Raw genomic sequence first — 13,119 nt, forward strand, 5'->3', positions numbered from 1 at the left:
TGCGTCCCTTCGGAAGGAGATGGGGTCGGGGCGCGGCGCTGCGCCCGGCGAATTAACCTATCAGTCGATAGGTTGAACGATAATCTATCACCCGATAGGTTCCCTGGGAAGAGCCGTTAGGCTGAGTCGAGACGACGACCACGAGAGGACGGCGATGGCGCGGCCGACGAATGCGAGCAGCACCGGCGACACGAGGGAGCGCATCCTGCGCGAAGCGGCCCGCCTCTTCTCCGAACTCGGCTACCAGGGGGCGAGCACGCGGGCGATCACCGAGGCGGTCGGCATCCGGCAGCCCTCGCTCTTCCACTACTTCGCGGGCAAGGAGGCGATCGGCCGTGAGCTCATCGCGGCCCGTGTGTCGGCCTCTCCCCTGCTCAGCGGGGGATTCGCACGGACCGCCGACGATCCGGCCGTCGACCTCTTCCGGCTCTTCCGCGATGAGATGGCCATCGAGCTCGGCGGGGAGTTCGACACGCGCTGGCTCTTCCGCCTGCCGCCGGCCCTCGGTGAGAAGTTCCCCGCCTGGGGTGCCGCCGTCGACGCCGCCCGGGCGACGATGGACGCGGTCCTCCGGGATGGCATCGCCGCCGGCCAGTTCATCGCCGAGGACCCCGACGCCGTCCTCGAGCTCTTCGACGCTGTGGCCAACGAAGCGATGTTCTGGCCCCACGACACCCCCGACGTCCCTCCTGAGACGATCGCGAAGGTGCAGCTCCGCCTCGTCATCTCCGACCCGCAGACGATCGCCGAGGTGGTCGCCCGGGCGGGCGGACCTGCGCGCGGGTCGGGGTCGCCCGGCTGAGGTCACCGGGCGACCGTCCGCGGCTCAGGGGCGAGCGCCTCGGCCGCGCAGGCGCCTGAGGTCGGCGAGGTAGGGGTTGCGGGCTCGCGCCTCGGCGATCTCCGCCGCGCTGATCACGGTGACGGCGACGCCGGCGCCGCGGTCGAGGAGGCCGACGATGCGGCCGTTGGGGTTGACGAGGCAGCTGTGGGCGGTGAAGCCCTCGCCGCTGTGGTTGGCATAGGCGATCGCGAGACCGTTCTCGAGGGCCCGCGCGGGCACGAGCAGCGTCGAGGTCTGCGTCGGCGAGAACGCGAGGGCCGGGTCGCGGGGCTCGTCACCGGAGGATGCGGGCACGGCGGTCGGCACGAGCAGCACCTCGGCTCCCGCCTCGGCGAGTGCGCGGGCGAACTCCGGGTACTCGATGTCGTAGCAGATGCCCATGCCGAAGCGCATGCCCCGCCAGTCGACGAGGTCGCCGCAGCGGTCGGCCGGCGTGAAGAAGTCGCGTTCGATGTCGAAGAGATGACGCTTGTGGACCCGGGCGAGCTCGGTGCCGGAGTCGTCGAAGAACGAGGCCGCGATGAACCGGCGGGCACCGACCTCGTCGACGCTCGAGGCGACGAGCGCGACACCGAGGTCACCGGCGATGCCGGCGAGTCCCTCCCGCACCCGCTCCCCATCATGGGTCCAGGCCCGAGCCGGGTCATAGCCGGTGGCGAAGAGCTCGGGCGTGACCACCACCTCGGCGCCGCCGTCCCGTGCCTCCGCGACTCCGCGCCGCAATGTCCGCAGGTTGCCGTCGATGTCGTCGATGCGGGCGGCCGCCTGGACGATCCCGATCGCCACCGCCGGACCCGCGCCCGCCGGACCCGCGCTGGCCGGGCTCGCACTGGCCACACGTCCCGGTGTGCGCTGTTCGCTCATGGAGCATCCCCTCTCCGCGCGGAAGTTTTCCTCCCGCCACCATTGACGGCACCTTCGCCGGTCAGTGACAATTATAAACCAAATCGGATTTGGTTTATTGGCCGTCCGGTTCGTCGAGCGCATCGCAGCCGCTGCCCTCGACCCGCCACCGAGAGCCCGAGGAGTCACCGATGACACCGCACAGCGAGTTCGCGTCCACCATGGCCGCGAACGGCACTTCACCCGCCGTCGCCGAGGAGATCGAGCGCAGAATCGCGATCGTCGAATCCACCGAGGCGGCCGATCCCTCGCGTCTGCCGCTGTCGGCGACAGAGCTCACCGTCTACACCGGGTCGGCCGTCGCCGCCTGCCTCATCGGCCTGCTGGTGGTGGCGCTGTGAACGGGGCACCGGATCACACGGCCGGGTCCGCGACGGCCGCCGAGGACCCGGTCAGCCGCGAACTGCAGCAGGAGCGCATCTACGGCACGTTCCCGCTGCTGAAATCCGAGCGGACCTGGTCGGGCTGGGACTTCACGTGGGTAAACACAGCACTCGCGATCGCCACGTGGGCGTTCCTCGTCGGCGGCTCGACCGCCCTGCTCGTCGGGTTCGCCGACGGTGTGGCGGCGATGATCATCGGCAACGCGATCGGCCTGTGCTTCATGGTGCTCGCCTCCGTGCCGGCCTCCCAGCGCTACGGCTCCGAGCAGTACACACTGCTGCGCGGCGCGTTCGGCGTCGTCGGGGTCGGCCTCATCGTCTTCACGATCATCCTCGTCACGGAGATGGGCTGGTCGTCTCTGCTCGCGGTCATGGCCGGGCGCGCGACGAGCCAGGTCGCGGGCACGCTCGTCGGAGCGGAGTTCGATCAGTACGGGCCGCTCGTGACGATCGGCGGCCTCGTCGCCATCGGCATCGCGTGGTTCGTCCTCTCCCGCGGTCCGGTGACGATCGGGAAGTTCAACAAGTTCGTCGCCCCGGGGCTGGCGATCATCACCGTCGTCATGATGATCGTCCTCGTGGCGACCACCTCGTGGGACACCCTGCGGGACGCGTCCCCGCTCGCGCCGTTCGACGATCCGACGCTCAACTTCATGGTCGCCGTCGAGTTCAACGTCGGCGTCGGGGTCTCGTGGTACCCGGTCATGGGCTCGCTCGCGCGGATGACGAAGAGCCGCCGAGCAGCCGTCTGGCCCGCCTTCGGCGCCCTGTTCTTCGCCACCCTCATCGCCCAGGCCGTCGGGATGGCCGCGGCCCTGACGATCGGCGACTCCGATCCGACGTACTGGATGGTGCCGCTGGGCGGTCCTGTCCTCGGGGTCGCCGTGCTCGCGTTCATCGGGTTCGCCAACATCACGTCGATGTCCTCGATCGTCTATTCGACGATCCTCGCGATCCGCCAGTCCGCCGGTCACGCGCTGAGACGGGTGCAGTGGAAGGCGCTCACGGCGGCCTTCTTCGTCCTGCCCGCGATCATGACGTTCTTCCCCCAGTTCATGTACGAGCAGTTCATGGTGTTCGTGTCGTTCTCCGGCGCTTTCCTCACCGCGATCTGCGGCGTCGCACTCGCCGACTACTTCGTCCTCCGCCGCCAGCACATCGACCTGCGCGAGCTCCACCTCGGCGGGCACGGCCGGCTCTACGCGTACACGGGCGGGGTCAACTGGGCGGGCATCGTCGCCGTGATCGCCGGCGCCGCGTTCTACGTGTGGCTCTACAACCCCGTCACGCTCGAGACCGCACCGGCGTTCTCGGTCATCACCGCCGCCCTGCCCGCCGCACTCGTCGCCGGCCTCATCTACCTCCTCATCTTCCGGGTCGCCTACGCCTCCCGGCATCCGGCCCGCTGAGGACCGACCGCCTCGGCGAGCCCTCCAGCCCACCGCACCATGCGCCATCACCACCAAGGAGAGACATGCCCACCGCTTCACGTGCCGCCATCCACACCGCCGGACCCGACCTCACCATCGCCGAGGTGGTCGTCCGCGACCCCGGTCCCGGCCAGGTCCTCGTCAAGCTCGGCGCCTCGGGGGTGTGCGGCTCCGACCGGCACGTCCTCGACGGCGACTGGAACCTGCCGAGTCCCACCGTCATGGGCCACGAGGGAGCCGGCACCGTCGTCGCCACCGGGGAGGGCGTGACCGACCTCAACGTCGGCGACCACGTCGTCCTCAGCTGGTTCTACCCCTGCCTGCACTGCGCGGCCTGCCGCGCCGGCCGCATGTGGGTGTGCACGGGCAGCGGCGCCTCGGCCGGGCTCCTGCCCGACGGGACGACGGCGTTCGCGCAGGACGATGCCCCCGTCTACCCGTACCTCGCCGTCGGGTCGATGAGCGAGTACACCGTCGTCGCGCAGCAGGCGGCGGTGAAGATCCCCGACGACGTCCCCTTCGACGTCGCCGCCCTCATCGGCTGCTCGATCGCCACCGGCTTCGGCGCCGTCGTCAACGACTCCGCGGTCGAACCCGGCCGCTCGGCGCTCGTCATCGGCGCCGGCGGGGTGGGGCTGAGCATCATCATGTCCCTCGCCCTGGCCGGGGCGAACCCGATCATCGCCGCCGACATCTCCGACGAGGCGCTCGGCCTCGCGTCATCGTTCGGCGCCACGCACACGCTGACATCGGGACCCGACCTCGCCGCCGAGGTCGCCGCGCTCACCGGGACCGGCGTCGACTACGCGTTCGAGGCGATCGGCCGGCGCCAGACGATCGAGCAGATGCCTGAGTGCCTGATGCCCGGCGGCACCGCCGTCGTCGTCGGACTGCCCCCGGAGGACGATCCGGTCTCCGTCGACGCCCTGCTCCTGGCCGAAGAGGGCAAGCGGCTCGTCGGCTCGAACTACGGGTCGACGGTTCCCGGTCGCGACTTCCCGCTCCTCGCCGAGCTCTACCGCGCGGGGAAGCTGCCGATCGACCGCCTCATCACCGATCGGGTCGGCCTCGACGAGGCCAATGCGGCCTTCGACGCGATGCGCGCGGGGGCTCAGGGCCGCACGGTCATCGTCCACTGACCGCCTCCTGACGGGAGGGGATGCGCGACGCTCTGAGAGAATGGCGCCATGGCGCGACCGAGCAAGAACATCCTCTCCCCCAGCATCATCGCCGAGGCGGCCCTGACGTTGGTCGAGCGCGATCACGATTTCACGATTCCCGGGATCGCGAAGGAGCTCGGGGTCAACCCGTCATCGCTCTACCACCACGTCCGGGGCGGTCGCGACGAGATCATCAACCTCATGCGCGAGGCGCTCTACGGTCGCATCGACCTGCGTGCGGCGACCGCGGAGGGCGCCCCGTGGCAGGACCGGCTGCGGGCGTGGATCCGCAGCTACCGGGCGAACATGGCGAAGCTGCCCGCCGCGATGCCGCTGCTCGTCGGCTCCCCGGTCGACGACCTGCCGACGCTGCGGATCTACGAGGTCGCGTTCGCGATCCTCGACGAGATCGGCATCCCCGCCGAGGACCAAGTCGACGTCGTCTCGATGCTCGACGCGGTCGTCCTCGGATCGGCGCTCGATCGCGGTGCCCCGGTGCCGATGTGGCAGCCGGGCGATCATGCGGTCCCGCACCTGCAGCGTGCGGCGCCGTTCGGGGATGATGATGACCGTTCGGCCAGGGGTCTCGAGCTCGCGATCACCGGTGCTGTCGCTGCGATCGAATCCCTCATCGCCGAGGCGGCCTGAGGGTTGGTGTCGTCTGCAGCCTGAGGGTCGGCGTCAGCCTTGTCCGCGAGCCGGGCTCGGAGTCACCCCTCGTTCGGGGCGATGAAGAGCTTCCGCAGCGGTGACTTGTCGATGTACCACCGCGTCTTCATCCCGGCGGTCAGGCGGACGAGGGAGCCGGGTGCCAGCACGACCGGCTCCTGCGCGGGGTCGTCGAATTCGATGCGACCGGCACCGGAGATGACGAGGAAGACCTCGTCGCCCTCGACATCGCGCATCGCGCCCGTGCTCATCTCCCACAGTCCGTAGTCGACGTCGCCGATCGTTCCGAGCTCGGCGAACGCTGTCGTCGTTTCCGCGGCGGGCGCCCCAGCGTCGCCGGGCGCGTCAGTCCCGGCGGGGTCGAGGCGCTGCCACTCCTCGATCGGCTCGTGGTCGAGGGGGTAGGTGGTCGTGTCGATCGGCTCCGTTGCGCTCATGCGCCCAGTGTAGCGAGCGGAACCGGAACACGAGCACGGAATTCGGAGCCGCCTCGGCGATTACATATGCCAATACGACGTCCAGCTGCTGTTTACAGCACGACTAGCCATGGGATAGAACTGAATCCGTACGCTCGCAGCGGGCGGGCGCACTCGATCAGGAGAGCTCCATTGACCTACCTCAACGGTGAGGCGTCGTTCTGGCTGGCGCAGTCGCCGGCCGCGCCCATCCCCACCCCACTCCCCTCTGCCAAGCAGGACCTCGTCATCGTCGGCGGCGGCATGACCGGGCTGTGGTCGGCCTACTGCGCCCGCCAGGCCCACCCCGACTGGGCGATCACGGTCATCGAAGCGAAGACGGTCGGCTACGGCGCCTCGGGCCGCAACGGCGGGTGGCTCTCCACGCTCATGCCCGGCAATCGGGCCCGCTTCGCCGAGGCGGTCGACCGCGCCGTCATCGATGACCCGGACGGCCCGGTCGGCTCGGCCCGACGGACCGGCGTCGAGAGCGTCCGGGCCTTCCAGTCCGCGCTCTTCGATTCGATCGACGAGGTCCTCGACGTGCTCGAGACCGAGGGCATCGACGCCGAGGCGGTGCGCGGCGGGCACATCGACGTCGCCCAGTCCGCGGCAGGGATGGCCCGCCTCCACGACCTCGTCGAGGGCAACCGCCGGTTCGGGTACGGGCCTGAGGACATGCAGGTCCTTGACGCCGCCGAGACGCGGGCGAGGATCAACGTCGACAACGCGCAGGGCAGCGTCTTCGTGCCCGGCACCGCGCGCATCGACCCGGCGCTCCTCACCGAAGGACTCGCCCGCGTTCTGCGCGAGCGCGGCGTGACGATCTGCGAGGGCACGCGGGCCCGGCACATCGGCACCGGCCTCGTGTCGACCGAACGCGGCCCGGTCAGCGGGGAGACGATCTTCGTCTGCCTCGAAGGGTATTCCGACACCGTCGCCGGAGACCTGCCCGGCCTCGAGGGCCGCCAGGTCATTCCCGTGTTCTCCTCGATGATCGCCACCGAGCCGCTGCCGGCCGAGGCGTGGGAGCAGATCGGCTGGGAGGGCAGGGAGTGCCTCGGCGATGCCGCGCACACCTTCATCTACGCCCAGCGCACCGCCGATGATCGGATCGCCCTCGGCGGCCGGGGTGCGCCGTATGCCTTCGGCTCGGGCCTGCCCGGTGATGGACGGGTCCCCGCCGAGGTGGTCGACCTGCTCCGCACGCGCCTGTCCTCGCTCTTCCCGACCCTCGACGTCGAGGTCGCCCACGCGTGGCGGGGTGCACTCGGGGTGACGCGCGACTGGTGCGCCGGAATCTTCTTCGACCCCGCACAGCGCATCGGCGTGGCGCGCGGGTATGCCGGACACGGGGTGACGGCGACGCATCTGGCGGCGAAGACGCTGCTCGACCGGGCGGCCGGCACGCCGACGCCGCTGACCGCCCTGCCGTGGAACGACCACGTCTCGGGGCAGTGGGAGCCCGAGCCGATCCGGTGGCTCGGCATCCGGTCGATGTACAAGATCTTCAACCTCGCCGATGAGTGGGAGCGCATCACCGACGCGCAGCGGACGAGTCTCCTCGCCCGTTTCGGCGCGCGGCTCGCCGGCCTCGCGGAGTAGCGGTGCCGACTTCAGGTCGTTCCAGGCAGAGAATCCGGCGGCGGGTTGAGGTGTGCGGTGCACCTCTGCCGCTCTCCGGACGCAGAGTGTCGATTTCGGACTCGATCATCGACACTCTGCGTCCGGGAAACGGCGGCGCGGCGCGGGCCGTGCTGCTGTCACACGGCCGGGCTGAGATCTGCCAGACTCAGTGAGAGGGCAGCGACGATGAAGGAGTGCGACCATGACGACCCCGGACCAGCGCATCTCGCCGATGGCGCAGACGTACCCGGCCTCGGACATCCGCAGGATGTTCAACCTCGCGCTCGATCACCCCGAGGCCGTCAAGCTCACTGTCGGCGAACCGGACTTCCCCACGCCGGAGCACATCAAGGCCGCCGGCATCCGGGCGATCGAGAACAATGAGACCAGCTACGTCGCCAATGCCGGGATCCCGGGGCTGCGCGAGGCGATCGCGGAGAAGTACGCGGCCCGCTGGGGACGGCCGGTCGGCGTCGAGAACGTCATGGTCACCTTCGGGGCGATGGAGGCGCTCACCCTCTCCCTCGATGCCACGGTCTCGCCCGGGCAGGAGGTCATCATCGCCGATCCGAGCTTCCCGAACTACCGCGGTCAGATCCACCGCCTCGGCGCGTTTGCCGTGCCCGTGCCCGTGCACGAGGACAGCGGCTTCAAGGTCCGCGCCGAGGATGTCCGGGCCGCCGTCACCGAGCGGACCGCGGCGATCATCCTCAACTCCCCGTCGAATCCGCTCGGCTCGGTCATCGATCGGGGCGATCTCGAGGGGATCGTCGACCTCGCCGAGGAGTTCGGGTTCACGATCATCTCCGATGAGGTCTACGACGAGATCGTCTTCGACGATGCGACGTTCACCTCGATCGCCGAGGTGCGGCCCGGGTTCGATCGGCACCTCGTCATCGGCAGCTTCTCGAAGACCTACGCGATGACGGGGTGGCGGTGCGGGTTCGTCATCGCCCCTGCCGATCTCATCGCACCGATGCCGCTGCTCCAGGAGGGGCTGACCTCGAGTCTGCCGGGCTTCGTCCAGGAGGCGGCGATCGCCGCGCTCACCGGCCCGCAGTCGGTGGTGGGAGAGATGGTCGAGTCGTATGCGCAGCGCCGTGACCTCATCGTCGACGAGGTCAACGCCATCGACGGAATGAGCGTGCTGCGCCCCGAGGCGACGTTCTACGCGTTCGCCAACGTCAAGGACTGGGGTCTGAGCTCGTGGGACGTCGCACTCGAGCTGCTGAGGCACCACGGGCTCGCCACGATTCCCGGGTCGGCATTCGGCCCCGCCGGGGAGGGCTATCTGCGGCTGACGTTCGCCGTGTCCCCGGAGACGATCAGGGAGGCGTGCCGACGCCTCGCGGACTTCGCCGCGACGCGGTGACAGGGTGGCGCAGTGACGCTGTGACTTCAGCAGGCCGAGAACGCGACAGGGGCGAGTGCACTTAAGTGCACTCGCCCCTGCGCTGCCCGGACCGCCGCGGAAGACACGGCGCGACCGGGTCGGTGCCCGGTGTGCGATCACCGGAGCCAGGACGCACTGATCAGAGATCAGCGCCCGTCATTCAGCGACGGTCGGTGACGTCCTTCGCGGTATCCTTGAGCTTCTCACCGGCCTGCTTGGTGCCGGCGGCGGCCTGGTCGGCCTTGCCCTCGGCCTGCATCTGCTCGTTGTTGATGAGCTTGCCGGTGGCGTCCTTGGCCTTGCCCTTGAGCTCCTGGGCCTTGTTGTCGAACTTGTCCTTCGCGCTCATGGCGATTTCCTTTCGTTGTTCCAACAGGTGATCCGGAAGAGACCGGATCGTGGTCAGGCAGCGTTCTTGCTGCGGTTCTTGATGATCAGTCCCCAGATGAACGAGAACACGATCGCGCCGATGACGGCGATGAAGAACGAACCCCACGACCAGGGATCCGAGAAGACTGCGCCGATTCCCTTGCCGCCGAAGAGGCCGAAGAGAAGTCCACCGACGAAGGCGCCGATGACACCGAGGATGATGGTGCTGATCCAGCCACCACCCTGCTTGCCGGGCAGAATGAGCTTCGCGAGCGCTCCCGCGAGCAGTCCGACGATGATCCAGCCGATGACAACCATGTTTCCATCCTTCTCTCTAGGGAACGGAGCCTGCAGACCGGCAGGCCTGCTTGGTTCCATTCCACCTGTACAGACGCAGTGACACTACAAACCTCACGCACATTTTTCAAGGATTTTTCCCGGAGTTTCACCCAGGTGAACTTGCCGTGTCGGATCACGCGGTCGGGCGTTTCCCGGCGTGTGCCCCGCGATCACGGGGCATGCGGCCGTCGAGGTCAGGCCGTCGCCGCCGACAGATCGGGCAGAAATCGATGTTGTCGATCCCGCCGCGGCGGCGGTCCCGCGATCGGGTCAGGTCGCCGAGGCGAGCGCTGCGTTCCAGCTTCCGTAGAACTTCCGCACCGCGGCGGCCGAGGGCACCTCGCCCTTGTGCGCCGTCGCGTACTCCCCGTACTCCTTGTACGTGGCGCCGACGCCGCGGGATTCGCAGTCGGCGACGAACGCCGCGATCGCCCGATCGTAGGCAGCGGCGTCGAAGCGCAGCTGCCCCTTCGCCCGGCCCGTGCTGCTCGTCGCCAGTCCCGCCGCCGTGAGCGCATCGTTCCACGATCCGAACCGCTGCACGGCGGTCTGGCTCGTCGGCGGCCAGACGCTCGCGCCCTTGCCCGAGCCGATCCCGAGGTGGCGCAGCAGTGCGGTGCGCTCGGCGTCGTAGCGTGCCGCGGTCAGACCGGGCTTCGCGTCACGACGGCGGATGGAGCCGATCGCCTCGGCCACCTCGGTGACGGTGCGAGCGACGAGTGCCGCATCATCGGGGAACTGGGCGGACAGCGTCGCCTCCACCTCGGCGAGGATCGTCTCATCCGGCGCCTCGAGCCGTCCAGCGGCGTCGGTCGGCGCCGTGCCCGCCGGTCCAGGGTCGGTCGATGCCGGGTCGGTCGTGCGCGCGGTCGCGAGCAGCAGGGCCCCGAGCACCGCAGGAGTGGGGGTGTGGGATCTGTCGCGCGCTGCATCCGTCATCCCCACCATCCTACGGGGCAGCTCAGACTTCGAGATCTCGGAGGACGAATCGCTGGATCTTCCCGCTCGGCGTCTTCGGCAGCTCGTCGACGATGTGGACTCGGCGCGGATACGCGTGTGCGCCGTACGTGGTGCGCACGGCGTTCTGCAGCCGCGTGACCAGATCGTCGGTGCCCGCGGACTCCCCGAGGACGACGAATGCCTCGATGACCTCGCCGCGGACCTCGTCCGGGCGCCCGACGACGGCAGCCTCGATGACGGCGTCGTCGGTGACGAGGATGCTCTCGATGTCGAACGGGGCGATTCGGTAGCCGGCGGCCAGGATGATGTCGTCGTCGCGGGACGCGAAGAAGAAGTCCGGTCCCTCCGCACGGCCCATATCCCCGGTGAAATACCACCGGCGGTCGGGGCTGAAGCGCTCCGCCGTCTGGCGCGGGGCGTCGACGTAGCCGGTGAACCACATCAGCGGACTGTCCTCGACCGAGAGGGTGATCGACCCGCCGGTCGTGCCGGCGACGAACCCGGGCAGCACCTGCCCCATCGACCGGTCGGCGACCGTGGAGCGCAGACGTGCGTCCCACGCGTTGCCGATGGCCATTCCCTGCTCGGTCTGCCCCCAGTGGTCGCGCACCGTCACCCCGAGCGCACCCGGTGCCCAGTCGACGACGTCTGCCGTCAGCGGCTCTCCCGCCGAGGAGGCTGCGCGCAGGGGTGCGGCAGCGGTGATGCCCGTCTTCTTCAGTGCCCGGTAGATGGTGGGCGCGGCTGCGAGGTTGGACACCTGCAGCTCGTCGAGCAGGCGCCCGGTCGTCGCGGGGTCGAAGCCGCCGGCGAAGAGGATGTTGGGCACACCGATCGCGAGCGGTCCGACGATGCCGTAGTAGAGGCCGTATGCCCAGCCGGGATCGGCCGCGTTCCAGAACACATCGTCCTCGGCGACGCCGAGACCGTAGCGCATGTAGGCGATGAACGCGGCGAGCGCCGAGCCCGGGACCCCCACGGCCTTGGGGGTGCCCGTGGTGCCGGAGGTGTAGAGCTGGAGGAACAGACCGTCCCCGCCGATCGCCTCGGCGGACTCGAGCGGTTGACGTGCAGCGATCTCCCGGTCGAGGTCGGCACCCGTCCCGAGCACGGGAACATCGATGCCCTCGAGTTTGGGCTGCTGGGCGGCGTCGGCGACGATGAGCACGGCATCGGCCCCGGTCACTCGGGTCGCGATCGCCGGTCCGGCGAAGGCGGTGAACAGGGGGACTTCGACCGCGCCGAGGCGCCAGAGTGCCATGAGGACGATCGGCAGCTGCCGCGTCTTCTCCATGAGGACACCGACTCGCGATCCGCGTCCGACGCCGAGTTCGCGGAGCAGTGCGGCAAGGCGCTGGGAGCGATCGGCGAGTTCGCCGAACGTGAGGCGGTAGGGGTCGAGTCGCTCGTCGACGCAGACGAACGCGGTGTCGGCTGCCGGACGGCTGTCACAGAGCACCTCGGCGAGGCAGAGATCGGCCACCGAGAATCGGCGGCGCAGCTCCTCGACCTCGGCCACGATGTCGGGATGGTCCTGCCACGGGGCGGGCGCCGCCGCGACGTCCTCGTCCACCTGCCCGGTCGTCATTGCCTCGTTCATTGCGCTCTCCTCAGTCTCGGTCGTCATCGTCCTGTCTCGACGGCACCGTGGTCCCGTGCGCCGGTGAAGCGAGACGTTTGAAGCGAGACTAGGCAAGGCGCGCATCGTTGACTACCCTCCGAAGTGGGCAGTGGCTGCTGCCGAGGCGATGAGGCGAGGACGGGGCGGCGATGGGCACGGAGCACGACGAGCGCATTCGACGGTCGCTCGATCGCGTGCGCACCGGCACCGGTGTCGACCTCGCCTTCGGTGGGGTGGTCGACGACTCCCGCGGTCTGCTCCTCTCCCATTTCTTCGGCCCCACCGTCGGTGCGCTTCCGGGTGTCACGCTGTCCTACGATGCGGGGCTCGGCGGTCGCACGGTCGCCCTGCGGCGGCCTCTGGCCGTGGCCGACTATGTCGCCTCGGAGGCGATCTCCCACCACTACGACGGGGTGATCCGGGCTGAGCGCCTGCGGGCGATCGCTGCGGCCCCGGTCGTCGTCGACCGTGAGACCACCGTCGTTCTCTATGCCGCGTTCCGCAGCGACGCCGTCATCGCCGACCGCATCCTCTCGACCCTGACCGACGAAGCCCGCGAACTCGAGCACGCGCTCATCGTCGCCCGTGCGCAGCGGCTCGAGAGCGACGCCGAGGCGGCCCGCGCTCTGCTTACCCGGATCCGCGCCGTCCATGGGGAGCTGCGGGCACTCAGTGCCGCGGTCACCGACGGTCGCCTGCGCCGGGAGCTGCGCGAGATCGCCGAGGGACTCGCGCTGCCGGAGAGGCGTGAGCCGACGGTGCCGGTGTCGCTGACCGAGCGGGAGACCGATGTCCTCGCGCTCGTGGCGACGGGCATGACGAACCGGGAGGTCGCCGAGGCGCTCGGTCTCACCGTGCTCACCGTCAAGGCGTATATGAAGGCGCTCATGGCGAAGCTCAACGCCCGCACACGGTACGCCGCGGTCATCGAGGCGCAGGAGACGGGCCTGCTGCCGTAGCAGCGGCC

Annotated in this window: 14 protein-coding genes; 8 read left to right on the forward strand and 6 right to left on the reverse strand. The window is 69.6% G+C overall.

Annotation, left to right across the window (positions count from 1 at the left end):
* Positions 1-154: 154 nt before the first annotated feature.
* A complete protein-coding gene (locus J9315_RS16140) occupies positions 155-802 on the forward strand; it encodes a TetR/AcrR family transcriptional regulator (RefSeq protein ID WP_211978346.1) in 648 nt (215 codons plus the stop codon).
* 24 nt (positions 803-826) lie between these two features.
* On the opposite strand, the gene J9315_RS16145 is transcribed toward J9315_RS16140, so the two are convergent.
* The gene (locus J9315_RS16145) at positions 827-1,708 is read right to left on the reverse strand and encodes a carbon-nitrogen hydrolase family protein (protein ID WP_211978347.1); all 882 of its coding nucleotides are present in this window, start codon (positions 1,706-1,708) and stop codon (positions 827-829) included.
* Positions 1,709-1,878: 170 nt separating this feature from the next.
* On the opposite strand from J9315_RS16145, the gene J9315_RS16150 reads away from it, so the two are divergent.
* The 4 genes from J9315_RS16150 (at position 1,879) to J9315_RS16165 (ending at position 5,368) form a co-directional block, all read left to right on the forward strand.
* Positions 1,879-2,088 (forward strand): hypothetical protein, encoded by a 210-nt coding sequence (locus tag J9315_RS16150; RefSeq protein ID WP_198500296.1) that lies wholly within the window; start codon positions 1,879-1,881, stop codon positions 2,086-2,088.
* Positions 2,085-3,539 carry a cytosine permease gene (locus tag J9315_RS16155; RefSeq protein ID WP_211978348.1) on the forward strand — a complete coding sequence of 485 codons (1,455 nt, stop codon included), beginning with the start codon at positions 2,085-2,087 and terminating at the stop codon, positions 3,537-3,539. Before J9315_RS16150 ends, J9315_RS16155 begins: the two co-directional genes overlap by 4 nt.
* 65 nt (positions 3,540-3,604) lie before the next feature.
* Positions 3,605-4,699, forward strand: coding sequence for a Zn-dependent alcohol dehydrogenase (locus J9315_RS16160; protein ID WP_198500294.1), 1,095 nt, complete (start codon positions 3,605-3,607; stop codon positions 4,697-4,699).
* A gap of 48 nt (positions 4,700-4,747) precedes the next feature.
* Positions 4,748-5,368, forward strand: a complete 621-nt coding sequence (locus J9315_RS16165; RefSeq protein ID WP_198500293.1) for a TetR/AcrR family transcriptional regulator — start codon at positions 4,748-4,750, stop codon at positions 5,366-5,368.
* A gap of 62 nt (positions 5,369-5,430) precedes the next feature.
* Here J9315_RS16165 and J9315_RS16170 read toward each other — a convergent pair whose 3' ends face one another.
* Positions 5,431-5,826, reverse strand: a complete 396-nt coding sequence (locus J9315_RS16170; RefSeq protein WP_198500292.1) for a cupin domain-containing protein — start codon at positions 5,824-5,826, stop codon at positions 5,431-5,433.
* A gap of 171 nt (positions 5,827-5,997) precedes the next feature.
* Here J9315_RS16170 and J9315_RS16175 point away from each other — a divergent pair, with 171 nt between their 5' ends.
* Together J9315_RS16175 and J9315_RS16180 are read left to right on the forward strand one after the other, a co-directional pair.
* Positions 5,998-7,449: an FAD-binding oxidoreductase gene (locus J9315_RS16175; protein ID WP_211978349.1), complete on the forward strand. Its 1,452-nt coding sequence runs from the start codon at positions 5,998-6,000 to the stop codon at positions 7,447-7,449.
* A gap of 223 nt (positions 7,450-7,672) precedes the next feature.
* The gene (locus J9315_RS16180) at positions 7,673-8,842 is read left to right on the forward strand and encodes a pyridoxal phosphate-dependent aminotransferase (protein ID WP_211978350.1); all 1,170 of its coding nucleotides are present in this window, start codon (positions 7,673-7,675) and stop codon (positions 8,840-8,842) included.
* Between the two features lie 181 nt (positions 8,843-9,023).
* Here J9315_RS16180 and J9315_RS16185 read toward each other — a convergent pair whose 3' ends face one another.
* The 4 genes from J9315_RS16185 to J9315_RS16200 all read right to left on the reverse strand — a co-directional run bounded on the left by J9315_RS16185 (position 9,024) and on the right by J9315_RS16200 (position 12,131).
* Positions 9,024-9,212: a CsbD family protein gene (locus tag J9315_RS16185; RefSeq protein WP_137826597.1), complete on the reverse strand. Its 189-nt coding sequence runs from the start codon at positions 9,210-9,212 to the stop codon at positions 9,024-9,026.
* Positions 9,213-9,265: 53 nt separating this feature from the next.
* Positions 9,266-9,550: a GlsB/YeaQ/YmgE family stress response membrane protein gene (locus tag J9315_RS16190; protein WP_198500289.1), complete on the reverse strand. Its 285-nt coding sequence runs from the start codon at positions 9,548-9,550 to the stop codon at positions 9,266-9,268.
* 291 nt (positions 9,551-9,841) lie between these two features.
* On the reverse strand, positions 9,842-10,510 hold the full coding sequence (locus J9315_RS16195; RefSeq protein ID WP_249120943.1) for a multidrug transporter: 669 nt from the start codon (positions 10,508-10,510) through the stop codon (positions 9,842-9,844).
* 22 nt (positions 10,511-10,532) lie between these two features.
* Positions 10,533-12,131 carry an AMP-binding protein gene (locus J9315_RS16200; protein ID WP_249120944.1) on the reverse strand — a complete coding sequence of 533 codons (1,599 nt, stop codon included), beginning with the start codon at positions 12,129-12,131 and terminating at the stop codon, positions 10,533-10,535.
* A 170-nt stretch (positions 12,132-12,301) separates the two neighbouring features.
* Here J9315_RS16200 and J9315_RS16205 point away from each other — a divergent pair, with 170 nt between their 5' ends.
* Positions 12,302-13,111: a LuxR C-terminal-related transcriptional regulator gene (locus tag J9315_RS16205; RefSeq protein WP_211978352.1), complete on the forward strand. Its 810-nt coding sequence runs from the start codon at positions 12,302-12,304 to the stop codon at positions 13,109-13,111.
* The last annotated feature ends 8 nt before the right edge of the window (positions 13,112-13,119 follow it).

It is taken from the genome of Brevibacterium sp. W7.2 (genome assembly GCF_018137945.1).
GTDB lineage: Bacteria > Actinomycetota > Actinomycetes > Actinomycetales > Brevibacteriaceae > Brevibacterium > Brevibacterium sanguinis.